Origin of the sequence: Burkholderia sp. KBS0801 (assembly GCF_005937855.2) — a bacterium.
Lineage (GTDB): Bacteria > Pseudomonadota > Gammaproteobacteria > Burkholderiales > Burkholderiaceae > Burkholderia > Burkholderia ambifaria.
This window is the reverse complement of record NZ_CP042177.1, coordinates 3289246-3311469: the sequence shown is the minus strand read 5'-3', so window position 1 is coordinate 3311469 and position 22224 is coordinate 3289246. Positions and strand designations below refer to the sequence as shown.

The window sequence follows — 22224 nt, the reverse complement described above, 5'->3', positions numbered from 1 at the left end:
TTACGAAAGGCCCAGTTGCCGGGCGGTCGCATCGACGGCCTTCTTCGCCTTCGATACGAGTTCATCGATTTCCTGGCGCGAGATCACGAGCGGCGGCGACAGCAGCATCCGGTCGCCGGTCGCGCGCATGATCAGATTGCCGTTGAAGCAGAAGTCGCGGCAGATCGTGCCGACGTCGCCGCCGTTCGCGAAGCGCCGGCGTTCGGCCGGCGCTTCGGCGAGCTGCAGGCTCGCGACGAGGCCGTGGCCGTGCACCTCGCCGACGATCGGGTGACGCGCGAAGGTCTCGCGCATCAGCGCCTGGAAGTACGGGCCCGTGTCGTTCTTCACGCGCTCGACGATTCCTTCGTCACGCAGCAGCTTCAGGTTCGCAGCCGCGACGGCTGCCGCCACCGGGTGCCCCGAGTACGTGAGGCCATGATTGAATTCGCCGTTGTCGATGATCGGCCGCGCGATGCGCTCGTGAATGCCGACCGCGCCCATCGGCACGTAACCCGACGTGAGGCCCTTGGCCATCGTGATCAGATCCGGCTCGAAGCCGAAGTGCTGGTGCGCGAACCATTCGCCGGTGCGCCCGAAGCCGCCGATCACTTCGTCGGCGACGAGCAGGATGTCGTACTTGCGGCAGATCCGCTGGATTTCCGGCCAGTACGTCGACGGCGGGAAGATCACGCCGCCCGCGCCCTGGAACGGCTCGCCGATGAACGCGGCGACGTTCTCCGCGCCGAGTTCGAGGATCTTCGCCTCCAGTTGCTGCGCACGTGCGAGGCCGAACGCTTCGGGCGTCTCGCCGGCTTGCGCCTCGCCGAAGAAATACGGCTGGTCGATGTGCACGATGTGCTCGACCTTCGACGGCATCTGCTCGTGCATGTAGCCCATCCCGCCGAGCGTGCCGCCCGCGATCGTCGAGCCGTGATAACCGTTCTTGCGCGCGATCACGTATTTCTTCTGCGGCTGGCCCTGCACTCGCCAGTACTGGTGCACGACGCGCAGCACGGTGTCGTTGCCTTCCGAGCCGCTGTTGCAATAGAAGAAGTGGTTGAAGCCGGCGGGCGTGACTTCCGCGAGCAGCGCCGACAGTTCGATGATCGGCGGGTGCGTGGTCTTGAAGAACGTGTTGTAGAACGGCAGTTCCTGCAGCTGGCGATACGCGGCGTCGGCGAGCTCCTTGCGGCCGTAGCCGACGTTCACGCACCAGAGGCCTGCCATCCCGTCGATGACCTTGTTGCCGTCCGAGTCCCACAGGTAGACGCCGTCGGCCTTCACGATCACGCGGCTGCCCGCGCGATTGAGCGCGCCCATGTCCGAGAACGGGTGGATGTGGTGCGCGGCGTCGAGCGCGCGGTATTCGGCGGTCGAGCGGGCCTGCGTCGTGCGCGGCGCGACGGCCGGTGCGGCCGGCTGGATCCACGCTGATTCGTTGCGGTACGTCATGTTTCCTCCGTATTCCTTTACGTTCGTGCGCGCGCTTACACGTGCAGCAGCAGATGACGGCGTTCCCACGAGCTGATGACGCGGAAGAACGCTTCGTATTCGGTTTCCTTCAGCGCGAAATACGCCTTCAGGAACTTGTGGCCGAGAATCTCGCCGAGCGGCTCGCACGCGGCCATCAGCGTGAGCCCTTCCTCGAGGTTGCGCGGCAGCTGGTACGGCAGGTCGTAGCCGTCGCTGACGAGCGGTTCGGTCGGCTCGAGGCGCTGCGTCATGCCGAGATAGCCGGCCGCGAGCGTCGCCGCGAGCGCGAGGTACGGGTTGCAGTCGACGCCGGGGATCCGGTTCTCGATGCGGCGTGCGGCCGGGCCCGAGTGCGGGATGCGGAAGCCGACCGTGCGGTTGTCGTAGCCCCACTGCACGTTGATCGGCGCGGCCATGAAGCGCGACAGCCGGCGATACGAGTTGATGTACGGCGCGAAGATCGGCATCAGCGCGGGCGTGTACTTCTGCAGCCCGGCGAGGTAGTTGTAGAACAGCGAGGTCGCACCGCCCGTCTCCGGCGACGTGAACAGGTTGCGGCCGGTTTCCTCGTCGACGATGCTCTGGTGCACGTGCATCGCGGAGCCCGGCTCGCCTTCCATCGGCTTGGCCATGAACGTCGCGTACATGTTGTGCCGCAGCGCCGCCTCGCGCACCGTACGCTTGAACAGGAATACCTGGTCGGCCAGCGACAGCGCGTCGCCGTGCATGAAGTTGATCTCCATCTGCGCGGCGCCGACTTCGTGGATCAGCGTGTCGATGTCGAGCCCCTGCGTTTCGCAGTACTCGTAGATGTCCTCGAACAGCGGATCGAACTCGTTGACGGCCTCGATCGAATACGACTGGCGGCCCGTTTCAGGGCGGCCCGTACGGCCGACCGGCGGGCGCAGCGGCAGGTCCGGGTCCTTGTTCATGTCGACCAGGTAGAACTCGAGCTCCGGCGCGACCACCGGCTTCCAGCCCTTCGCCTTGTACAACGCGAGCACGCGGCGCAGCACGTAGCGCGGCGAGATCTCCACCGGCGAGCCGTCGAAGTGCACGCAGTCGTGGATCACTTGCGCGGTCGGGTCGACGGCCCACGGGATCAGGCGGATCGTCGACGTGTCGGGCACGCACACCATGTCGGGGTCGGTCACGCCGGTCAGCGACCCGTCTTCCGGATATTCGCCGGTGACGGTCTGCACCATCACGGCCTGCGGCAGGCGCATCGATTCGCCGGACGTGAACTTGTTGCGCGGCGTGATCTTGCCGCGTGCGATGCCGGCCATGTCGGGAATGATCGCCTCGACTTCGGTGATCCGGTGCTGTCTAAGAAAGTCTTCCATGTCTTGCATGTCCGTTCTCGGTGTGTGGGTCGGCGCGCTCAGGCGAGCGCGGCAGCGGCCGTGGTGTGCGTGCGGGCGGCGCGGCGGGTGCGGCAGGCGTCGCCGAACGCGCGAAAGATCGCGCTCGACAGCGGGTCCTGCGCATGCCGCCATTCCGGATGCCATTGCACGGCGAGTGCGAAAGCCGGTGCGTCGACGACGCTCACGGCCTCGATCAGGCCGTCCGGTGCGACGGCTTCGACGGCGAGGCCGGAACCGAGCCGCGCGATGCCCTGCTTGTGCAGCGAGTTCACGTGCACTTCATCGCGTCCGCCGGCGAGCGCATGCAGCTTGCCGCCGGGCGTCAGGTGCACGACGTGCGCGGGACCGTATTGCGACTCCATCGGCGCGGCGTCGTCCTCGCGGTGATCCGCGAGGCCCGGCACCTTGTGCACATGCTGATGCAGCGTGCCGCCGCAGACGACGTTCAGCTCCTGAAAGCCGCGGCATACGGCGAGCACCGGCACGCCCACCGCGATCGCCGCGCGCAGCAGCGGCAGCGTCGTCGCATCGCGCGCGGGGTCGTGCTTCGTGCCCGGTATGCTCGGCTCGCCGCCGTACCGGTGCGGCTCGACGTTCGAATAGCTGCCTGTAAACAGCAGGCCGTCGACCGTGTCGAGCACGTCGTCGACCGACTGGCGATCGCCGAGCGCGGGCAGCACCATCGCGAACGCATGCGCGCCGTCGACGATCGCCGCGACGTACTTGTCGCCGACCGTGTGCGACGCGTGTGCGCCGATCTGCGTGAAGTCGGCGGTGATGCCGACGAGGGGTTTCCTTTCCATGACGTCAATCAGTTGTCCATAAGGCTTGCACGTGCGTTGCGCCGAAGACGCAAAAACGCGGGCGCGACAAAGCCCCGCAGCCTGGCGCAGAGCGCGAAGGCAGCTGATGAATGGGCACGACGGGGTCGCGTGGCGGCCCGCGCTGTGCGCGACGGTCAGGCCGTCGTTCGTTTCGTTGCGATGCGCGACGCGGCAATCGATGCGCGAACGCGTTCCGTCACCGCGCGAAAGCGGCGGCAGACGAACAGGCAGCTGAAACGGACGACGAGAAAAGGGGGAGAGGCGCTATGGCAGCAGCGACGCGACTTCGTCGGTATCGACGGCCACGAATGCACGTGCGGATACGGCGTTGTGACGCCGAACGGAACGACGGGACAGGATGGTGTAGATCGACAGGTGCAGCAGGCGAGGACTATGCCAGCCGCAACTGCCATCGGAAGCGGGAGCAGCGCTGCGCAAACTTCGCACATCGCCTCGATCCCACCTCACCAGAGGGCCACGGACTCTCACGATTACACTCGACTGGTTTGTTGAAAGTATTGAACACCTGATCGTTTCGGCGCGCGGGGCGTTTAAAATAATCGAGGTGTCGGGCCTGCGTCATTTGCATCGTTCGGCATCGTTTTTTACGTTGCGATAACGTGTTTCGGTGCCGATGAATGACCAATGACGCTGACCTGAGAGCCAGCATATACGAGTCAAAAACGGCGTCAAATGTTTTTTGACGGTGTCGTGTCAGGGCTTTCCCGAGGCACTCCGAACAAAATATTCGTAAATGGAATGCGGTGTCGGGTGTTCATTATTTCGAACGCCTTTCAGGGTTTTCCCCGCTGATGCGCGGCATAAAGTGATTAGAATATTCAACGGCTGCCCAACGCGTCGCTTCACCTTTTCACCGCACTACTATCGTGTCCGAAACCGAATCGATGTCTACCGAAGTCGCCGAGCGCCTGCGTTTCGTGCGCAACAAGCATGGCCTGTCGCAGCGCGAACTCGCGAAGCGGGCCGGCGTGACCAACGGCACGATCTCGCTGATCGAACAGGGCCGCGTGAGCCCGTCGGTCGGCTCGCTGAAGAAACTGCTCGAATGCATCCCGATGAGTCTCGCTGAGTTCTTCACATTCGAGCTGGTCGAGTCGCGCTCGGTCGTGTCGCGCCGTGACGAGATGCCGAACCTCGGCAACGACACGCTCGCGTTTCACCTCGTCGGCGCGGGCGTGAAGGACCGCAACATGTGCATCATGCGCGAGATTTACCAGCCGCTTGCCGATACCGGGCCGGAGATGCTCGTGCACGCGGGGCACGAGGGCGGCGTGGTCGTGTCGGGCCGGCTGGAGCTCACCGTCGACAGCGCGACCTGGCTGCTCGACCCCGGGGACGGCTACTACTTCGAAAGCCGTTTGCCGCACCGTTTTCGCAATCCCAGCGCGGAACAGCTCTGCGAGGTCGTGTCGGCCAATTCGCCGGCCACCTTCTGACCGCGCATCACCGCATTCGCCGCCGGCAGTGTTGCCATTGCGCGGCGCGCTGCTGCGCGAATGCCACGACAATTGAGGCATCCTGATGAACAAGTTGACTTTGGCTGACTGGCAGGACAAGGCGGCGTCGCTCGAGATCGAAGGGCGCGCATTCATCGACGGCGCGTCGCGCGACGCGCACGGCGGCAAGACGTTCGACTGCGTGAGCCCGATCGACGGCCGCGTGCTCGCGAAGGTGGCCGATTGCGGCGAAGCCGACGTGAACGCCGCGGTGGCGGCCGCGCGCCGCGCGTTCGACGCCGGCGTGTGGGCCGGACTGAACCCGCGCGCACGCAAGGCCGTGCTGCTGCGCTGGGCTGCGCTGATGCGCGAGCATCTCGACGAACTGGCGCTGCTCGAGACGCTCGACGCGGGCAAGCCGATCGGCGATACGACGACGGTCGACGTGCCGGGCGCCGCGTATTGCGTCGAGTGGTTCGCCGAAGCGATCGACAAGGTCGGCGGCGAAGTCGCGCCGGCCGACCATCATCTCGTTGGTCTCGTCACGCGCGAGCCGGTCAGCGTGGTGGCGGCCGTCGTGCCGTGGAACTTCCCGATCCTGATGGCCGCATGGAAGTTCGGCCCGGCGCTCGCGGCCGGCAACAGCGTCGTGCTGAAACCGTCGGAGAAGTCGCCGCTGACCGCGATCCGCGTCGCGCAGCTCGCATTCGAGGCCGGCATCCCGGCCGGCGTGTTCAACGTCGTGCCGGGCGCGGGCGAACCGGGCAAGCTGCTCGCACTGCATCGCGACGTCGACTGCATCGCGTTCACCGGCTCCACCGCGGTCGGCAAGCTGATCATGCAGTACGCCGCGCAGTCGAACCTCAAGCGTGCGTGGCTCGAACTCGGCGGCAAGTCGCCGAACATCGTGCTGCCCGATTGTCCGGATCTCGACCGCGCCGCGCAGGCCGCGGCCGGCGCGATCTTCTACAACATGGGCGAGATGTGCACGGCCGGCTCGCGCCTGCTCGTGCATCGCGACATCAAGGAAGCGTTCATCGAAAAGCTGGTCGCGGCCGCGCGTGCGTACGTGCCGGGCAACCCGCTCGATCCGTCGGTATCGATGGGCGCGATCGTCGACGGCGTCCAGCTCGAGCGCGTGCTCGGCTACATCGACGCCGGGCGCAAGGAAGGCACGCTCGTCACGGGTGGCGCACGCGTGAACGAGGCATCGGGCGGCTTCTACGTGGAGCCGACGGTGTTCGAGGTGAAGCCAGACGCGAGGATCGCGCGCGAGGAGATCTTCGGTCCCGTGCTGTCGGTGATCGTGTTCGACGACATCGACGAGGCGGTCAGGATCGCTAACGATACCGAGTACGGGCTCGCGGCGGCCGTGTGGACGTCGGATCTGACGACCGCGCACGACGTGTCGCGCCGGCTGCGCGCGGGCACGGTGTGGGTGAACTGCTACGACGAGGGCGGCGACATGAACTTCCCGTTCGGCGGCTACAAGCAGTCGGGCAATGGCCGCGACAAGTCGCTGCACGCGCTCGAGAAGTACACCGAACTGAAGTCGACGTTGATCCGGCTGCGCTGACGCGGCCGGTATGCGGGCGCGGTGCCGAGCGGCACTGCGCCCGCGTGTGAGGCACCCGCGTCAGGCCGAGCGCAGTGCCGGGTGGAAGCCCGCGGCCTCGATGATCGACTGCACGCGCGCGGCGCCTTGCGCCGATTCGACCTTCACGATCTTCGCGGCCACGTCGATGTCGAGCTTCGCGGCAGGGTCCGCCGCCGTCACGGCGCGCGTGATCGCATTGGCGCAGCCGCCGCAGGTCATGTCCTGGACTTCGAATTCCATCGTGTTCTCCTGAGTTGACGATTGACGAATACATCCAGCATGAAGCTTGCCATGGTGGGAAGGTCAAGCGCGTTCATGAGGTGCGGTCACGCAACAGCTGTTTGTAAACATGAAGTCTGATGAATGGGTGGCTTACCTGCGCGCGTCATCCCGAACTTCTCCCGATTGACGACTGCGCATTGTTGGCGAAATCTGGCGAAGCCTTGCGCGGCAAGGCGCATGCGGAATCGGCGCCGCACGATCTCCATGATCCCAGTAAGGGTACTCCGAGTTGAAAATGCGAATCGATCTTAGTATCGATTCCCCTCGATATTTCTTTTCATTACCACCATGACTCGTTTCGCCATCGGCTTCGCACTGGCACTCCTGGGCGCATCGGCAACGTCCGCCTTCGCGGCCGACGACGTCGTCAACCTGACGCTCAAGGACCACAAGTTTTCGCCCGACGGCGTGACGATTCCGGCCGGCAAGAAGGTGAAGTTCGTCGTCAAGAACCTCGATGCGACGCCCGCGGAATTCGAAAGCGACGATTTCAAGGCGGAGAAGGTCGTGCCGGCCGGCAAGTCGGTCGAGATTCTCGTCGGGCCGCTGAAGGCCGGCACCTACGAGTTCCACGACGAGTATCACGAAGCGCAGTCGAAGACGCACCTGACCGTCAAGTAAGCGGATATCACCATGCTGTCGACCGCCCTGATCGTCTTTCGTGAAGTGCTCGAGGCCGCGCTGGTGGTCTCGATCGTGATGGCCGCCACGAAGGGCGTGCCGCGGCGCGGCTGGTGGGTCGGCGGCGGGCTCGTCGGCGGCGTGATCGGCGCGGGCCTGATCGCCGCGTTCGCCGACGTGATCTCGCAATGGGCGTCCGGCATGGGGCAGGAAGTCTTCAACGCGGGCGTGATGTTCGTCGCGACGCTGATGCTGGCGTGGCACTGCATCTGGATGAGCAGCCACGGCCGCGAGATGGCGCTGCACATGGGCGAAGTCGGGCGTGCCGTCGCGGCCGGCAGCCGGCCGCTGACGGGGCTGGCGATCGTGGTCGGCGTCGCGGTGTTGCGCGAAGGCTCCGAGGCCGTGCTGTTCCTGTACGGCATCGCGGCGGGCGACCCGGGACAGACGCCGCAGATGATCGTCGGCGGGCTGCTCGGCGTGCTCGGCGGAGCCGGGCTCGGCTACGCGATGTACGCGGGGCTGCTGCAGATTCCGCTGAAGCGCCTGTTCTCCGTCACCAACGCGCTGATCGTGCTGCTCGCGGCGGGGATGGCGAGCCAGTGCGCCGGCTTCCTGCTCGCGGCGGGGCTCGTGCCGTCGTGGGGCGATACGGTGTGGGACACGTCGTGGCTGCTCAAGGAATCGAGCATCGTCGGGAAGGCGCTGCATACGCTGGTCGGCTATACCGCGCGTCCGGCGGGGATCCAGATCGTCGCGTACGTGGTCACGCTGGTCGCGATCGTCGTGCTCACGCGGCTCGTCGGCCGCCCGCGCACGGCCATGAGGCCGCCGCGTCCGGTCGCCTGAACTGCGGCAGGTCTGAATGCAAAAAGGGGCGTCGTGGACGCCCCTTTTCCTTGCGTTGACGGTTCGCGCGTGGCTCGTTCAGCGATGACCGTCGATCCATGCGCGGGCCCATTCGAGTCCCGCTTCGCGCGCTTCGTCCTCGGTATCGAACACGCCGAGCACGCCCGACGCTTCGACGAGCCGATTGTTCTGCGTGATCGTGCCGCTCGCCGCGAAGCGTTCGGGCTGCAGGATCTCGTCCTGCTGCAGGATGGCGTGGCCCCAGATCTGGTAGCCGTGATAGCTCTGCGCTTCCATTATCGCGTCACCTTCGCGGAACGGGCGTTCGTGCCGACGCGCAGCACGTTGCCGTCCGGCGTGTATTGCCGCGGGATGTGGGAGAAATTGAGCGCGTGCGGCGTGTCGGGCGCGGCCGGCTGCATCACCGTGAGCCGGCCCGGCGCGGGCTGCGCGACCGGGCGCGGTGCGACCGGCGCCTCGACCGTCGCGGCGGGCGGACGATGCGGGGCGGCCTTCACGGCTTGCGCGACGCGGCGATTGTGCGGCTTGACCGCGGCCTTCGGCTGCACGCTCGCATGCTTTTCGACGGCTTTGCCGCCGGCGTGCGCGGTCGGCATACGGGCATCCGGCATACGGGCATCCGGCGTCCGCGCTGCCGGCTGACGCGCCTCGGGCGGGTTCCAGACTTCGACGTAGTGCTCGGCCGCCCAGCCCGTCGACGCGAAAGTCAGCGCCAGCAATCCGCATCCAAACAGTCTTACCATGGTCTCTCCGTCAGTCTGGTCGGCGCGCCGGACTGCGCTGCGCCGATTACTTACTCCACCGTCACCGACTTCGCGAGGTTGCGCGGCTTGTCCACATCGGTGCCGCGCGCGCACGCGGTGTGATACGCGAGCAGTTGCAGCGGCACGACGTGCAGGATCGGCGACAGCTGCCCGTAGTGTTCCGGCATCCGGATCACGTGCAGGCCGTCGTCGTTGACGATCTGCGTGTCGGCATCCGCGAACACGTACAGCTCGCCGCCGCGCGCCCGCACTTCCTGCATGTTCGACTTCAGCTTCTCGAGCAGCGTGTCGTTCGGCGCGACCGTGACGACCGGCATCGCTTCCGTGACGAGCGCGAGCGGCCCGTGCTTCAGTTCGCCGGCCGGATAGGCCTCCGCGTGGATGTACGAGATTTCCTTCAGCTTCAGCGCGCCTTCGAGCGCGATCGGATAGTGCAGCCCGCGGCCGAGGAACAGTGCGTTCTCCTTGCGTGCGAATTCCTCCGACCACGCGATGATCTGCGGCTCGAGCGCGAGCACGCTGTTCAACGCGGCCGGCAGGTGGCGCAGCTGCTTCAGGAATTCCGCTTCCTGCGCGGCGTCGACGTGCCCGCGCAGCTTGCCGAGCGTCGCGGCCAGCACGAACAGCGCGACGAGCTGGGTCGTGAACGCCTTCGTCGACGCGACGCCGATCTCGGTGCCCGCGTGCGTCAGGAACTGCATCTCGGTGAGGCGCACCATCGCGCTCGTCGCGACGTTGCACACCGCGAGCGTATGCGTGTGGCCGAGCGACTGCGCGTGCTTGAGCGCGGCGAGCGTGTCGGCCGTCTCGCCCGATTGCGAGATCACCAGCACGAGCTGGCGCGGGTTCGGCACCGACTCGCGGTAGCGGTATTCGCTCGCGATCTCGACCTGGGTCGGGATCTTCGCGATCGATTCGAGCCAGTACTTCGCGGTAAGGCCCGAGTAGTAGCTCGTGCCGCACGCGAGGATCAGCAGGCTGTCGATGTTAGCGAACGCGGCGGGGGCCGCGTCGCCGAACAGCGTCGCGTCGAACGCGTCGGTTTGCGGCACCGTGTCGCCGATCGCGCGCGGCTGCTCGAAGATTTCCTTCTGCATGAAGTGGCGATATGGGCCGAGCTCGACCGCGCCGCCGTACGCGCTCACGACGCGGATCTCGCGCTGCGCGAGCGCGCCGTGGCGGTCGACGATCTTCACGCCGTCGAGCGACAGTTCGCACACGTCGCCTTCCTCGAGGAACGTGAAGCGGTCGGTGCTGCCGGCCAGCGCCAGCGCGTCGGACGCGAGGAAGTTCTCGCCGTCGCCGTGCCCGACGACGAGCGGCGAACCTTGGCGCGCGCCGACGACCGTGTGCGGCTCGTCCTTGTGGGTCACCGCGATCGCATACGCGCCGTGCAGCTGCTGCACGGCTTCGCGCACGGCGTCGAACAGGTTGCCGCGATACAGGCTGTGCACGAGGTGCGCGATCACTTCGGTGTCGGTCTGCGACACGAATTCGTAGCCCTTCGCGCGCAGCGCGTCGCGCAGCGTCTCGAAGTTCTCGATGATGCCGTTGTGCACCAGCGCGAGCGCGTTCGACGAGAAGATCGGGTGCGCATTGTGCGTGACGGGCGCGCCGTGCGTTGCCCAGCGCGTGTGCGCGACGCCGGTCGTGCCTTCGAGGTGCGATTCGTGGACCTGCGCGTCGAGATCGGCGACGCGCGCGACGCTGCGCGCGCGCTTCGGTGCGCCCGGCTCGAGCACGGCGACACCGCACGAATCGTAGCCACGGTATTCGAGGCGCCGCAATCCTTCGATCAGCACCGGAACGATATTACGCTGCGCAACTGCGCCGACAATGCCGCACATGAAACTTACCCTCTATGTGGAAACGGGCGCCGTGGAGCGCCCGCGTGATGTCAACTCTTCTTCTTGACCGGGCGGACGTAACCGCTCTTCGCGGTCTGCGTCTTCTCGTTCAATGCGAGGACGCCCTCGGCGACGTCCTTCCAGATCGTCGTGCCGGCCGCGATCGTCACGCCGCGGCCGACGCGCACCGGCGCGACCAGTTGCGTGTCCGAGCCGACGAACACATCGTCCTCGATCACGGTGCGGAACTTGTTCGCACCGTCGTAGTTGCAGGTGATCGTGCCCGCGCCGATGTTCACGCGCGCGCCGATGTCGGCGTCGCCGATGTACGTCAGGTGGTTCGCCTTCGAGCCGTGGCCGATCACCGCGTTCTTCACCTCGACGAAGTTGCCGACATGCGCTTCGTCCGCGAGCTGTGCGCCCGGGCGCAGCCGCGCGTACGGGCCGATCACGGTGTTCGCGCCGAGCTCGGCGCCGTCGATATGCGTGAAAGCGTCGATGCGCGTGCCGGCGCCGACCGACGCGTTGCGGATCACGCAGTTCGGGCCGATCGTCACGTTGTCGGCGAGCGTCACGTTGCCTTCGAACACGCAGTTCACGTCGATCGACACGTCGCGGCCGCAGCGCAGCGTGCCGCGCACGTCGACGCGCGCGGGATCTGCGAGCGTGACGCCGTCGACGAGCAGCGCATCGGCGATGGTGCGCTGATGGATGCGCTCGAGCTCCGCGAGCTGCGCCTTGCTGTTCACGCCGAGCGTTTCCCATTCGTCGTCGGGCTGCGACGTGACGACGTCGAAGCCGGCCTCGATCGCGAGTTCGACGACGTCGGTCAGGTAGTACTCGCCCTGCGCGTTCTCGTTCTTCAGCGCGCCGAGCCACATCGCCAGCTGGCCCGTGGGCGTGATGATGATGCCGGTGTTGATCTCGGCGATCTTCAGCTGTTCGGGCGACGCATCCTTCTGCTCGACGATGCGCGTGACGAAGCCGGCCGCGTCGCGCACGATGCGGCCGTAGCCGGTGGGATCGTCGAGCGTGACGGTCAGAATCCCGTAGCTGCCTTCGCGCGCGGCGTCGACCAGACGCCGCAGCGTCGACGCGCGGGTGAGCGGCACGTCGCCGTACAGCACCAGCGTCGGTTGCGCGGGATCGAGCAGCGGCAGTGCCTGGCGCACCGCATGGCCGGTGCCGAGCTGCTCGGCCTGCACCGCGAACTGGACGTCGGGCGCGGCGACGGCGGTCTGGACCTGCTCGGCGCCATGCCCGACGACGACGACGAGCCGCGACGGCTGCAGCGTGCGCGCGGTGGCGATGACGTGGGAGAGGAGCGGCCTGCCGGCCAGGGGATGGAGCACTTTCGGCAGCGCGGAACGCATGCGCTTGCCGGTGCCTGCCGCCAAAATCACGATATTCATGGCGCCAGCTGTCAGAGGAGTTCGAAGCCGACCATTTTAGCATGCGGCCCCTGGCGTTCCGGGCCTGTCGCGGCGGGGCGACAGCGCCGGAACACGGCCGCGGGCCGCGGTTCCGGCGGGCGTTCGGGCCCTGCTTAGAGGTCGTCGAACTGGACGATCGAGATCGGTCGGGCCGCGATCGGCCGGGCGCCGTCACTCATGGCGGCGGTGTCGTCGCCGGACGCGCACGGTTCCTCGTCGAACGCGATGTCGCCCTGCGGGTCGGCCTGGCCGGTCGCGCGCAGCGACGCGAACGGGAACTGGGTCGTATCCATCAGGTGCGACGGCACGACGTTCGCGAGCGCGCTGAACATGTTGTCGACGCGGCCCGGGAAGCGCTTGTCCCAGTCGCGGATCAGCGCCTTCATCTCCGCGCGTTTCAGGTTCGGCTGGCTGCCGCACAGGTTGCACGGGATGATCGGGAATTCGCGCAGCTCCGCGAATTTCTCGAGATCGGTCTCCTTCACGTACGCGAGCGGGCGGATCACGACGTTCTTGCCGTCGTCCGACTGCAGCTTCGGCGGCATCCCCTTCAGCTTGCCGCCGTAGAACATGTTGAGCAGCAACGTCTGCAGGATGTCGTCGCGGTGGTGGCCGAGCGCGATCTTGGTCGCGCCGAGCTCGCCCGCCACGCGGTACAGGATCCCGCGGCGCAGCCGCGAGCACAGCGAGCAGGTCGTCTTGCCTTCGGGCACGAGCCGCTTGACGATGCTGTAGGTGTCCTGGTTCTCGATGTGGAACGGCACGCCGATCTGCGTCAGGTATTCGGGCAGCACGTGCTCGGGGAAGCCCGGCTGCTTCTGGTCGAGGTTGACCGCGACGATGTCGAAGTCGATCGGCGCGCGCTCGCGCAGGCGCAGCAGCACGTCGAGCATCGCGTAGCTGTCCTTGCCGCCCGACAGGCACACCATCACCTTGTCGCCCTGCTCGATCATGTTGTAGTCGCCGATCGCCTGGCCGACCTGGCGCACGATCCGCTTGAACAGCTTGTTGTTCTCGTACGCTTCCTTCTGCTCGCGGCGCGTCAGCGCGCGGCGGCCGGTGTCGGCGATGTCGGCGACGGTGGCTTCGATGGCGGCGCCATCGGCCGCCGTGTCATGCATGTGGGGGGCGTTCATGCGCGCTCCTCGTCCTTGATGCGAAAGACTTCGACGCCGACGGCATCGCAGTCCGGATAGGCGTCCGGTTTCTCGGTACGGACACGTACCGCGCGCACGATGTCGTGCGCCAGCAGGTTCGCGGCGATCGCGTCGCACAGCGTTTCCTGCAGGTGGATGTGGCCGCGCGCGAGACACTGCGCGACGCTCTGTTTCATCAGGTCGTAGTCGACGACTTCATGCAGCCGGTCGTCGACGGGGGTGGACAGCGCGAGCGGCACGAACAGGTCGATGTTGATGACGACGCGCTGCTCGCCGCGCTTCTCGTGTTCGAAGGCCCCGATCTTCATGTGCACCTCGTAGTCGCGCAGGTAGAGCCTGCGGCAGTCCGCGAGGCGGGGGTGCAGGAGAGCGGAAAACATGGTCGTCCCAGTCAAATTGGCGTGCGCGCACGCAAAGCGGCGCGGACGGCGGCGATCAGGCCGCGCGGTCCGCGCAGTTCATTCTTTCGGGCCGGCGGCGGGCGGCACCAGGTGCTCGCCGCCGTCGACGGTCAGCGTCGCGCCCGTGACGCCGGGCGCGCTCGCGAGATAGCAGGCCGCTGCCGCGATGTCGTCCGCGTGCGGCGCGTGGCCGCGCACGAGCGCCGCGACGCGCACCTTCGGCGCGAGGGCCAGCGCCAGCGCGGCGGTCGCGCGGTTCAGCGCGGCCTGCATAAGCGCGTGCGACAGCCGGGCCGGCGCCGGGTGAAACAGCGCCTGGTCCAGCACGTGGATCACGCACGCGCGCAGCGTTTCATCGTCGCGCGCGGCGTCGGGCGTCGCATCGGCGAGCGCGCGGGCCAGTGCGAGCGGCGCCGTCACGTTGCGGGCCAGCGCGTCGGCGAGCGCTGCGCCGTTCACCGTCTGCGCGTCGTCGGTGCCGGCGCACGCGCTCACGAACACCGCACACTTGGGCCGGCCGAGCGCCGCGCCGCAGGCGGCCACCAGCGCGCCCGCGTCGGCTTCCAGGGCCAGATCGGCGTCGAGCACCGCCGCGCGGCGGCCGCGGGCGGCGACTTCGGCGACGAGCGCGTCGCCGGCCGCGCGCGGCGCGCCGGCGCTGCGTTGCAGCGCGACGTCCCAGCCGCGCTGCGCGAAGGCGGTCGCGAGCGCACGACCGAGCGACGCGGCGTCGGCCGCGCTGTCCAGCGCGCCTGCGACGAGCGCGATGCGCGGGGTCGACGTATCGGCTGAAACGGTCATTTACAATGCCGGGATGAACCCGAAAGCTCACGAATCCGCTAGTTTACCTGCTCCCGGCCCTGACGCGCTCGCGCAGTCCGAAATGCTCGCCGCGCAACTGCGCGACGAGATCGCGGCGGCCGGCGGCTGGCTGCCGTTCGACCGCTTCATGGAGCGCGCGCTGTACGCGCCAGGCCTCGGCTATTACAGCGGCGGCGCGCGCAAGTTCGGACGCCGCGCCGACGACGGCAGCGACTTCGTGACGGCCCCCGAGCTGTCGCCGCTGTTCGCGCAGACGCTCGCGAATCCCGTCGCGGACGCGCTCGCGGCGAGCGGCACGCGTCACGTGATGGAGTTCGGCGCGGGCACGGGCAAGCTCGCGGCCGGGCTGCTCGCGGCACTCGATGCGCTCGACGTCGAACTCGACGAATACCTGATCGTCGATCTGTCGGGCGAGTTGCGCGAACGGCAGCGCGACACGATCGCGGCTACCGCGCCGGCGCTCGCCGGCAAGGTGCGCTGGCTCGACGCGCTGCCCGAGCGCTTCGACGGCGTCGTGGTCGGCAACGAGGTGCTCGATGCGATGCCGGTGCGGCTGTTCGCGAAGTCGGGCGGCGCGTGGCTCGAGCGCGGCGTTACGCTGGACGCGCGGCACGCGTTCGTGTTAGGCGACCGGCCCGTCGGCGCTGCCGGCCTGCCGCCGGTGCTCGCGACGCTCGACGTCGACGACGGCTATGTGACCGAGACGCACGAAGCCGCGCTCGCGTTCACGCGCACCGTGTGCACGATGCTCGCGCGCGGCGCGGTGCTGCTGGTCGACTACGGCTTTCCCGCGCACGAGTACTACCATCCGCAGCGCGACCGCGGCACGCTCATGTGCCATTACCGCCACCACGCGCACGACGACGCGTTCCTGTACCCGGGGCTGCAGGACATCACCGCGCACGTCGAATTCACCGGCATCTATAACGCCGGCGTCGGCACCGGCGCCGACCTGCTCGGCTACACGTCGCAGGCGCGCTTCCTGTTGAACGCGGGCATCACCGACGCGCTGGCCGCGATCGATCCGTCCGACATCCACCAGTTCCTGCCGGCCGCGAACGCGGTGCAGAAGCTGATCTCGGAAGCCGAGATGGGCGAGCTGTTCAAGGTGATCGCCTTCTCGCGCGGGATCGACGGCACGCTCGACGCATTCGCGCGCGGCGACCGCTCGCACGCGCTCTGACGGGGCGAGGGCCTGTTTCCATATGGAACGCACATGCGAATGCCCGAAATCGCTCGTAGGGCAAGGAGTGAGGAGCGCCGTTTGGCCGCGCCAAACAAGCGACGAGCGACGCCGCCATACGGGCGATTTCGGGCATTCCCGTGACATGATTTTTTTAATTTGGGGTTGCCACGAGAACGGCCGCTCGCCGCGTTGCGCTCCTTGCGAATACGTCCAGTATTCGCGGCGTCGCGCGCCTCGCGAGCGGCCGTTCTCGTGGCAACGCATGCGCGTTCCATATGGAAACAGGCCCTAGCATGCTGCGCTGGCTGATGGCGTCGTTCTTCGCGGTGATGATCCTGACGCGCTGCTGGCCGTGGCTCGGCAAGCTCGGCGTCGGGCGGATGCCGGGCGACGTCACGCTGACGCTCGGCGGGCGGCGCTACCCGTTCCCGTTCATGTCGACGCTGGTGGTGACGTTGCTGGTGTCGATGGTCGCGCGGCTGCTCTGAGCCGCGCCGCATGCGGCGGCGCGTCGCGGTCCGGCCGCGGCGCGCGCGTGATGGTCCTGCGCATTACAGTTCGCGCATCACAGTTCGATTTCGCCGAGGATCCGGTGCGCGAGCGCCTTCGCTTCGTCGAACGCCTCTTCCTCGCTCGGACTCGTCGTGTGGACGTCGTAGCGCATGTTCTCCGTCTCGTCGCCGTCGTCCCGGGCGAGGATCACGTAGCCCTGGTATTGCCCGTTGGCGGTGTGCTGCGTATGCGCCTTGGCCGTGTAGATGCCTTTCGTGAACGTGTTCGTGTCCATCGTGCCTCTCCCGCAATAGGACACTTCATCGTAGCACTGCGGCGCAGCATGTACAGCGCCGCTAATCGGCGACCGATCAGCGCGCCGCCGCGTGCGACTCCATGCCGTCACCGTTCGAGCAGCGCCACGACCTCGTCGAGCGTCGGCGCGTGCGCGCCCGTATGCCGGCACGCGGCCGCGCCCGCCGCGAGCGCGAACGCGAGATGCTCGCGCCACGGCCGCTGCGGCGCGGCCATCAGGCTGAACAGCAGGCCCCCGATCGACGCGTCGCCCGCGCCCACGGTGTCGACCACCTCGACGCGTGGCGGGCTGGCCTCCAGCACGTCGCCATCCGCGTAAAGGGTCGCCGCCTGCGCGCCGCGCGTGACGAGCACGGCCGCGCGCGGGTTCAGCGCGCGCACCGCGTCGACCGCGTCGGGGCCGTCGCCGCCGAACAGGTGGCGCAGGTCCTCGTCGGACACCTTGATCAGGTCGGCCAGGCCGGCCATCTTCTCCAGCGTCGGCCGGTACGCGGCCGTCATCAGGTTCCGGTAGTTCGGATCGAAGCTGATCTTCACGCCGCGCGCGTGGAGGTCGGCCGCGAGCGCGACGAGTGTGCTGGCGAGCGGTTCGCGCACCAGGCTGATGCAGCCGAAGTGCGCCCATCGCACGTGTTCGGTCCAGCCGGCCGGCAGCCGCGCCGGGTCGAACGCGAGGTCCGCGCTCGCATCGCCGATGAAGAAGTACGCGGGAGGCCGGGTCTCGTGGACGATCGCGAGCAGCGGCGCGCGCGGCACGCGCTGCAGGAAGCGCAGGTCGAGCCCGGCCGCATCGCTGGTGCGCCACAGCACGTCGGAGAAGCAGTCCTCGCCGATCGCGCCCGCGAGCGCGCTCGGCACGCCGAGCCGTGCGACCGCGCGTGCGACGTTCCAGCCGGCGCCGCCCGGCACCGAGGTCCACTGCGCGTCGCCCGCGCGCACCATGTCGGTCAGGATGTCGCCCGCCGACACGAATGCCGGAAACGTGCCGCCGCTCATTGCGTCGGCTCGCTGCGCGCCGCGCGCGCGAGGGTCGCGAGCACGTCGTAGCACGCGCCCATCGTGTGATAGTCGGTCTTGCCGGCCGGGCTCTTCTCGTCGCTGTACTTGCGGTTGTCGCAGGTGAGGATCCGGTACCACGCGCCGTAGCGGTGATCGACGAAATGCGCCCAGCTGTAGCGCCAGATTTCGTCGTACCAGTCCCAGAAACGCTCGCTGCCGGTGCGCGCGCCGAGCATCGCGGCCGCCGCGAAGGTTTCCGCCTGCACCCAGAAATACTTGTTGTGGTCGCAGATCGTGAAGTCGGGGCCGAAGCCGTAGCAGAGGCCGCCGTGATCGGCGTCCCACGCGTGCGTGAGGGCCGCGTCGAACAGCTCGGCCGCGCGCGGCACGAGCCAGTCGAGCGGGCGGTGCCGCTCCAGGATCAGCAGCAGCTTCGCCCATTCGGTCTGGTGCCCGGGCTGGAAGCCCCACGGACGGAAGATGTTCGAGCTGTCTTCCTTGTTGTAGTCCCAGTCGACCGACCAGTCCGCATGGTAGTGCTCCCACACGAGGCCGCCCGACAGCGCGGCCTGGCGCTGCGTGACATGGGTCGCGAGCTTCTCCGCGCGGTCGAGGTAGGTGACGTGGCCGGTCGCCTCGTAGGCCGCGAGCAGCGCCTCCGTCATGTGCATGTTCGCGTTCTGGCCGCGGTACGACGACACGTGCCAGTTCGGCGTCGCATCGTCCGCATAGAGGCCCGCGGCCGCATCCCAGAAGCGGTGTTCGGCGAGCTCGAAGGTCGACGCGATCAGCGCACGGGCTTCGTCGATGCCGGCCATCGTCGCGTGCGCGGCGGCCAGCAGCACGAACGCGAGACCGTAGCAGTGGCGCGTGGCGTCGAGCGTCTCGCGCTTCGCGCCGTCGCGCCAGTCGAGTTCCCAGTCGTAGCCCTGCAGGTCGTCGTCCCAGTGCGCGTCGCGCAGGAAGCGCAGCCCGTGGCGCGCGTACTCGAGATGGCGCGGATCGCCGAAATGCCGGTACGCCATCGCGTAGTTGAAGACGAACCGGCAGCTGCTGACCAGATGCCGCGACGTGCGGTTGTAGACGCTGCCGTCGTCGCGGAAGTAGTGGTAGAAGCCGCCCGTCGGATCGAACGCGTTCGTCGCGTAGAAGCGCAGCGTGTCCTCGATGTGCGACAGCAGGAACGACGGATCGCGGAAGCTCGCGACGAACGGCGCCGCTTGCGCGTGGTTGGCCGGTGTGGCCGTGCGGGATTGGACCGGGGGCATGTTCATGATTCGGTGACCGTGGCGGTATCGAGTGCCGGTGAGCCGGCGGGCTGGCTGCTGGCCCGCACGATCAGCTCGACGGGCAGGGAGATCTCGGTGCGCTCGGGCGCTTCGGCGAGCAGCAGTTCGACGCCGCGGCGGCCGAGCGCTTCCTTGTCGACGGCGAGCGTCGTGAGCGGCGGGTTCGCGTGTGCGGCGGCGGGGATGTCGTCGAAGCCGACGATCGCGATGTCTTCCGGAATCCGCACGCCGCGCGCGATGCACACGCGCTGCGCGGCCAGCGCGGCGGCGTCGTTGTACGCGAACACGGCGTCGGGGCGCGGGCCCGGCGCGTCGAGCAGTTGCTGCATCGCGCGCGCGGCGCCGGTGTCGGGGTCGAGCCCGGCGTCGATCGTCACCTCGTACGCGGGGTCGAACAGCCGCCCGGCCTCGAAGAACGCGCGCCGGTAGCCGATCGCGCGCTGCGCGATGCTGTAGTGCGCGGCGGAGCCGCCGATGAACGCGATCCGCGAGCGGCCGGTGGCGAGCAGGTGGCGCATCGCGAGCGCCGCGCCCGTCGCGTTGTCGATGTTCACCGAGCGCAGGCCGGGCGCCCACAGGTCGATCAGCACGAGCGGGCGGCCGGTCGCAGCGAGCGCCTCGATCGTCTCGGGCTCGATGAAGCCGGCCACCGCGATCGCGTCCGGCGCGTGCGGGCGCATCTGGCGCAGCACGTCGTCGTTCGGGCCGACCGTGAGCAGCGTCGGCACGATGCCGCGCTCGCGGCATGCGTCCTCGACGCCGTGCAGCACGTGCGAGAAGAACGGGCTGGCGGGAAAGCGGTTGTGCTGGCGGTGCAGCAGGAAGGTGAGGCGGCGGATGCGCGGGCGCAACTGGGCCGGGTCGTAACCGAGCCGCTGCGCGATCTCGACGATGCGCGCGCGCGTGGCTTCGGACAGGCCCGGCTGGTTTTTCAGCGCGCGGGAGACGGTGCCGATCGAGACCTCTGCCGCCCGCGCTACGTCGCGAATGGTGGTGCCCATCGTTCGGGATCCGGTTTGTTTAGGGTGACGGCGATTGTATAGTAAAACTCTGCGCCAAATTCGGGCCGGATAACCGGGGAATACCCGGAAATAACGGGTTTTTACGTGCTAATCTGCGAAAACGCCGTTACTAAAAATACTAAACAAAACGCGGAAAAGGCAAGGTAAGCCTCCCATTCAACCCGCCGCCGCGAGCGGCGGCTCCCCGCGCTCGCGCAGCGCCGCGCGGCCCGCATCGAGATCGACGACCGCGAGCCCGCCCGGCTGCTGTTTCGCCCGCCGCTTCGCGAGCGCCGCGACCGACGCGATCTCGTCGCTGCCGTAGCGCATCGCGCCGTGCGCGCCTGCCGGCACGCCGACCGCGCCGATCGCCATCGTCACGAAGCCGAAGAACGCGGGGTTGCCGTGGCGGTCCTCGCCGCGCAGCCCGCCTGCGAGCCGGTCGGCCTGCGTGTAGAAGCGCTGCGCGCCGTCGTTGAAGCGCGCGATCGCGTCGGTCGCCCGCGCGCGCCAGTCGTCGCGCTGGAACAGCACCAGGAAATCGTCGCCGCCGACGTGCCCGAGAAAATCCCGCTGCGGATCGCACACGCCGGCCAGCACCGTCGCCGCGAATTTCAGCACTTCGTCGCCCTGCCAGTAGCCGTACTGATCGTTGAACGGCTTGAACTGGTTCAGGTCGACGTAGCACGCATGGAAGCCGGCGTCGCGCTCCAGCAGGCGGTCGATGTGCGCGCTGATCGGGATGTTGCCGGGCAGGAAGGTCAGCGGATTCGCGTAGCGCGCGGCCTCGATGCGCATCTCGGTCACCGCGCGCACGAGGCTCTCGCCGGTGCCGAGCCCGAGGTAGCGGCCGTGCTCGGTGATCACGAAACCGTCCGCGAGATAGCGCTGGTCGTGGCTTGCGAGCAGCATCGCGAGCTGCTCGACCGACGTCGCGTTGTCGATCATCAGCGGCGCGTCGTTCGCGAACTGCAGGCACGGCTTCTTCCCGAACACCTCGCGATGGTATGGCAGCGTGAAACGGTCGATGAAGCCGCGCCGGTTCACGAGCGCGACCGGCCGCCCGCGTTCGACGAGCGCGACCGCGTGCAGGCCGGGCATCCGGTTGAACAGGTCGAGCACGTCGTTGCTGGTCGCATCGCGCGGCAGCGCCGGCGCGGGCACGAGCATCTTCGCCGCGATCGTGCCGGCCGGCCGCGCGGTGCGCGTCGCGCCGGGGAACACCGCGATGTGCGGGGTGCGGATCGCGTCGCGCGCGGCCGGCGCGACGACCGGCGACGGCCGCGCGTTGGGCCGGCCGAGCAGGAAGCCCTGCACGCAGCAGATGCCCATGTCGCGCACGACGATCAGGTCGCTCGCGTTCTCGATGCCTTCCGCGATCAGCTGCGCGCCGCTCGCGTGCGCGAAGTGCTGCATCGCCCTGACCGCCTCGAACTTGAGCGGGTCGCGCGCGATGTCGTGGATGAAGAAGCGATCGATCTTCACGACATCCGGGTGCAGGCGCAACCACAGGTTCATGCTCGCGTTCGCGGTGCCGTAGTCGTCGAGCGCGAACTGGATGCCGGCGTCGCGCAGCGACGCGACCGCCGGCTCGATGCGCGCGACGTCCGGCATCGCGGTCTGCTCGGTCAGCTCGATCACGATGCGCTCGGCGCCGACGCCCGCCCGACCGAGCAGTTGCCGCGCGCGCTCGCGTTCGCGCACGAGTTGCACGATCGTGCCCGCGCTGAAGTTGAGGAACAGCTTGCCGTCGCAGCCGAGCGCCGCGAACGCGTCGAGGCAGGCGAGCGCGGCCGCCTGCTCGAGCGCGATGGTCGTGCCGTCGCGGGCGGCCTGCGCGAACAGCGCGGCCGGCGGTTCGAGGTCGGTGCCGCGCGGGCCGCGGATCAGGCCTTCGTAGCCGACGACCGTGCCCGAGCCGAGGTCGACGATCGGCTGGAACACGGCGGCGAGCGCACGCTCCGCGATCAGGCGCGTGGTGGGAGCAACGGACGAGTCAGGATGGGGCGCGGGCATGGGGGAGTGCGGCCGAGGCGACGGGACGCCCG

Annotated in this window: 23 protein-coding genes; 6 read left to right on the top strand and 17 right to left on the bottom strand. The window is 68.2% G+C overall.

Annotation, left to right across the window (positions count from 1 at the left end):
• The 4 genes from FFI87_RS15775 to FFI87_RS34865 all read right to left on the bottom strand — a co-directional run bounded on the left by FFI87_RS15775 (window position 1) and on the right by FFI87_RS34865 (window position 4090).
• Window positions 1-1434: an aspartate aminotransferase family protein gene (locus FFI87_RS15775; protein WP_138847032.1), complete on the bottom strand. Its 1434-nt coding sequence runs from the start codon at window positions 1432-1434 to the stop codon at window positions 1-3.
• A gap of 35 nt (window positions 1435-1469) precedes the next feature.
• A complete protein-coding gene (locus FFI87_RS15770; RefSeq protein ID WP_012364877.1) occupies window positions 1470-2807 on the bottom strand; it encodes a glutamine synthetase family protein in 1338 nt (445 codons plus the stop codon).
• Window positions 2808-2836: 29 nt separating this feature from the next.
• Complete coding sequence (locus FFI87_RS15765; protein ID WP_138847033.1) at window positions 2837-3622, bottom strand: gamma-glutamyl-gamma-aminobutyrate hydrolase family protein; 786 nt, start codon at window positions 3620-3622, stop codon at window positions 2837-2839.
• A gap of 285 nt (window positions 3623-3907) precedes the next feature.
• Complete coding sequence (locus FFI87_RS34865; protein ID WP_006402789.1) at window positions 3908-4090, bottom strand: hypothetical protein; 183 nt, start codon at window positions 4088-4090, stop codon at window positions 3908-3910.
• 458 nt (window positions 4091-4548) lie between these two features.
• Between FFI87_RS34865 and FFI87_RS15755 the strand changes: the two genes are divergently transcribed.
• A complete protein-coding gene (locus FFI87_RS15755; RefSeq protein ID WP_006754613.1) occupies window positions 4549-5100 on the top strand; it encodes a cupin domain-containing protein in 552 nt (183 codons plus the stop codon).
• An 85-nt stretch (window positions 5101-5185) separates the two neighbouring features.
• Entirely contained in the window at window positions 5186-6676 is a 1491-nt protein-coding gene (locus tag FFI87_RS15750; protein WP_138847034.1) for an aldehyde dehydrogenase, read from the top strand.
• A gap of 60 nt (window positions 6677-6736) precedes the next feature.
• On the opposite strand, the gene FFI87_RS15745 is transcribed toward FFI87_RS15750, so the two are convergent.
• Window positions 6737-6937, bottom strand: coding sequence for a heavy-metal-associated domain-containing protein (locus FFI87_RS15745; protein WP_012364874.1), 201 nt, complete (start codon window positions 6935-6937; stop codon window positions 6737-6739).
• 330 nt (window positions 6938-7267) lie between these two features.
• On the opposite strand from FFI87_RS15745, the gene FFI87_RS15735 reads away from it, so the two are divergent.
• Both FFI87_RS15735 and FFI87_RS15730 read left to right on the top strand, forming a co-directional pair.
• Window positions 7268-7600 carry a cupredoxin domain-containing protein gene (locus FFI87_RS15735; protein ID WP_006488047.1) on the top strand — a complete coding sequence of 111 codons (333 nt, stop codon included), beginning with the start codon at window positions 7268-7270 and terminating at the stop codon, window positions 7598-7600.
• A gap of 12 nt (window positions 7601-7612) precedes the next feature.
• Window positions 7613-8449 carry an FTR1 family protein gene (locus FFI87_RS15730; RefSeq protein ID WP_138847035.1) on the top strand — a complete coding sequence of 279 codons (837 nt, stop codon included), beginning with the start codon at window positions 7613-7615 and terminating at the stop codon, window positions 8447-8449.
• 78 nt (window positions 8450-8527) lie between these two features.
• Here the strand turns inward: FFI87_RS15730 and FFI87_RS15725 are convergent, their stop codons facing one another.
• The 7 genes from FFI87_RS15725 to FFI87_RS15695 all read right to left on the bottom strand — a co-directional run bounded on the left by FFI87_RS15725 (window position 8528) and on the right by FFI87_RS15695 (window position 14873).
• Window positions 8528-8746 carry a hypothetical protein gene (locus FFI87_RS15725; protein WP_006754617.1) on the bottom strand — a complete coding sequence of 73 codons (219 nt, stop codon included), beginning with the start codon at window positions 8744-8746 and terminating at the stop codon, window positions 8528-8530.
• Window positions 8746-9213, bottom strand: a complete 468-nt coding sequence (locus FFI87_RS15720) for a hypothetical protein (protein WP_138847036.1) — start codon at window positions 9211-9213, stop codon at window positions 8746-8748. Before FFI87_RS15720 ends, FFI87_RS15725 begins: the two co-directional genes overlap by 1 nt.
• Before the next feature lie 50 nt (window positions 9214-9263).
• Window positions 9264-11081, bottom strand: a complete 1818-nt coding sequence (glmS, locus tag FFI87_RS15715) for a glutamine--fructose-6-phosphate transaminase (isomerizing) (RefSeq protein ID WP_138847037.1) — start codon at window positions 11079-11081, stop codon at window positions 9264-9266.
• Between the two features lie 50 nt (window positions 11082-11131).
• Window positions 11132-12493 carry a bifunctional UDP-N-acetylglucosamine diphosphorylase/glucosamine-1-phosphate N-acetyltransferase GlmU gene (gene glmU, locus FFI87_RS15710; RefSeq protein WP_138847038.1) on the bottom strand — a complete coding sequence of 454 codons (1362 nt, stop codon included), beginning with the start codon at window positions 12491-12493 and terminating at the stop codon, window positions 11132-11134.
• 134 nt (window positions 12494-12627) lie between these two features.
• Window positions 12628-13650: a tRNA 2-thiocytidine(32) synthetase TtcA gene (ttcA, locus tag FFI87_RS15705; RefSeq protein WP_138847039.1), complete on the bottom strand. Its 1023-nt coding sequence runs from the start codon at window positions 13648-13650 to the stop codon at window positions 12628-12630.
• A complete protein-coding gene (locus FFI87_RS15700) occupies window positions 13647-14051 on the bottom strand; it encodes a dihydroneopterin aldolase (RefSeq protein WP_011658110.1) in 405 nt (134 codons plus the stop codon). The genes ttcA and FFI87_RS15700 overlap by 4 nt, the downstream gene beginning before the upstream one ends.
• A 78-nt stretch (window positions 14052-14129) precedes the next feature.
• A complete protein-coding gene (locus tag FFI87_RS15695) occupies window positions 14130-14873 on the bottom strand; it encodes an SDR family oxidoreductase (RefSeq protein WP_138847040.1) in 744 nt (247 codons plus the stop codon).
• A gap of 13 nt (window positions 14874-14886) precedes the next feature.
• Between FFI87_RS15695 and FFI87_RS15690 the strand changes: the two genes are divergently transcribed.
• The gene (locus FFI87_RS15690; protein WP_138847041.1) at window positions 14887-16077 is read left to right on the top strand and encodes a class I SAM-dependent methyltransferase; all 1191 of its coding nucleotides are present in this window, start codon (window positions 14887-14889) and stop codon (window positions 16075-16077) included.
• A 296-nt stretch (window positions 16078-16373) separates the two neighbouring features.
• Window positions 16374-16568 carry a DUF2905 domain-containing protein gene (locus FFI87_RS15680; protein WP_138847043.1) on the top strand — a complete coding sequence of 65 codons (195 nt, stop codon included), beginning with the start codon at window positions 16374-16376 and terminating at the stop codon, window positions 16566-16568.
• A gap of 77 nt (window positions 16569-16645) precedes the next feature.
• On the opposite strand, the gene FFI87_RS15675 is transcribed toward FFI87_RS15680, so the two are convergent.
• From FFI87_RS15675 to FFI87_RS15655, 5 genes are all read right to left on the bottom strand, one after another.
• Entirely contained in the window at window positions 16646-16867 is a 222-nt protein-coding gene (locus tag FFI87_RS15675; protein ID WP_011658106.1) for a hypothetical protein, read from the bottom strand.
• Window positions 16868-16974: 107 nt separating this feature from the next.
• The gene (locus FFI87_RS15670; RefSeq protein WP_138847044.1) at window positions 16975-17883 is read right to left on the bottom strand and encodes a carbohydrate kinase family protein; all 909 of its coding nucleotides are present in this window, start codon (window positions 17881-17883) and stop codon (window positions 16975-16977) included.
• A complete protein-coding gene (locus tag FFI87_RS15665; RefSeq protein WP_138847045.1) occupies window positions 17880-19160 on the bottom strand; it encodes an AGE family epimerase/isomerase in 1281 nt (426 codons plus the stop codon). The genes FFI87_RS15670 and FFI87_RS15665 overlap by 4 nt, the downstream gene beginning before the upstream one ends.
• Window positions 19157-20176 (bottom strand): LacI family DNA-binding transcriptional regulator, encoded by a 1020-nt coding sequence (locus FFI87_RS15660; protein ID WP_006754117.1) that lies wholly within the window; start codon window positions 20174-20176, stop codon window positions 19157-19159. Before FFI87_RS15660 ends, FFI87_RS15665 begins: the two co-directional genes overlap by 4 nt.
• A gap of 177 nt (window positions 20177-20353) precedes the next feature.
• Complete coding sequence (locus FFI87_RS15655; protein ID WP_138847046.1) at window positions 20354-22192, bottom strand: EAL domain-containing protein; 1839 nt, start codon at window positions 22190-22192, stop codon at window positions 20354-20356.
• Between the last annotated feature and the right edge of the window lie 32 nt (window positions 22193-22224).

Bases quoted from the DNA above. Each gene is read 5' to 3' on its own strand.
- FFI87_RS15775 (WP_138847032.1), bottom strand. From the start codon at position 1,434: ATGACGTACCGCAACGAATCAGCGTGGATCCAGCCGGCCGCACCGGCC.
- FFI87_RS15770 (WP_012364877.1), bottom strand. From the start codon at position 2,807: ATGCAAGACATGGAAGACTTTCTTAGACAGCACCGGATCACCGAAGTC.
- FFI87_RS15765 (WP_138847033.1), bottom strand. From the start codon at position 3,622: ATGGAAAGGAAACCCCTCGTCGGCATCACCGCCGACTTCACGCAGATC.
- FFI87_RS15755 (WP_006754613.1), top strand. From the start codon at position 4,549: ATGTCTACCGAAGTCGCCGAGCGCCTGCGTTTCGTGCGCAACAAGCAT.
- FFI87_RS15750 (WP_138847034.1), top strand. From the start codon at position 5,186: ATGAACAAGTTGACTTTGGCTGACTGGCAGGACAAGGCGGCGTCGCTC.
- FFI87_RS15745 (WP_012364874.1), bottom strand. From the start codon at position 6,937: ATGGAATTCGAAGTCCAGGACATGACCTGCGGCGGCTGCGCCAATGCG.
- FFI87_RS15735 (WP_006488047.1), top strand. From the start codon at position 7,268: ATGACTCGTTTCGCCATCGGCTTCGCACTGGCACTCCTGGGCGCATCG.
- FFI87_RS15730 (WP_138847035.1), top strand. From the start codon at position 7,613: ATGCTGTCGACCGCCCTGATCGTCTTTCGTGAAGTGCTCGAGGCCGCG.
- FFI87_RS15725 (WP_006754617.1), bottom strand. From the start codon at position 8,746: ATGGAAGCGCAGAGCTATCACGGCTACCAGATCTGGGGCCACGCCATC.
- FFI87_RS15720 (WP_138847036.1), bottom strand. From the start codon at position 9,213: ATGGTAAGACTGTTTGGATGCGGATTGCTGGCGCTGACTTTCGCGTCG.
- glmS (WP_138847037.1), bottom strand. From the start codon at position 11,081: ATGTGCGGCATTGTCGGCGCAGTTGCGCAGCGTAATATCGTTCCGGTG.
- glmU (WP_138847038.1), bottom strand. From the start codon at position 12,493: ATGAATATCGTGATTTTGGCGGCAGGCACCGGCAAGCGCATGCGTTCC.
- ttcA (WP_138847039.1), bottom strand. From the start codon at position 13,650: ATGAACGCCCCCCACATGCATGACACGGCGGCCGATGGCGCCGCCATC.
- FFI87_RS15700 (WP_011658110.1), bottom strand. From the start codon at position 14,051: ATGTTTTCCGCTCTCCTGCACCCCCGCCTCGCGGACTGCCGCAGGCTC.
- FFI87_RS15695 (WP_138847040.1), bottom strand. From the start codon at position 14,873: ATGACCGTTTCAGCCGATACGTCGACCCCGCGCATCGCGCTCGTCGCA.
- FFI87_RS15690 (WP_138847041.1), top strand. From the start codon at position 14,887: ATGAACCCGAAAGCTCACGAATCCGCTAGTTTACCTGCTCCCGGCCCT.
- FFI87_RS15680 (WP_138847043.1), top strand. From the start codon at position 16,374: ATGCTGCGCTGGCTGATGGCGTCGTTCTTCGCGGTGATGATCCTGACG.
- FFI87_RS15675 (WP_011658106.1), bottom strand. From the start codon at position 16,867: ATGGACACGAACACGTTCACGAAAGGCATCTACACGGCCAAGGCGCAT.
- FFI87_RS15670 (WP_138847044.1), bottom strand. From the start codon at position 17,883: ATGAGCGGCGGCACGTTTCCGGCATTCGTGTCGGCGGGCGACATCCTG.
- FFI87_RS15665 (WP_138847045.1), bottom strand. From the start codon at position 19,160: ATGAACATGCCCCCGGTCCAATCCCGCACGGCCACACCGGCCAACCAC.
- FFI87_RS15660 (WP_006754117.1), bottom strand. From the start codon at position 20,176: ATGGGCACCACCATTCGCGACGTAGCGCGGGCGGCAGAGGTCTCGATC.
- FFI87_RS15655 (WP_138847046.1), bottom strand. From the start codon at position 22,192: ATGCCCGCGCCCCATCCTGACTCGTCCGTTGCTCCCACCACGCGCCTG.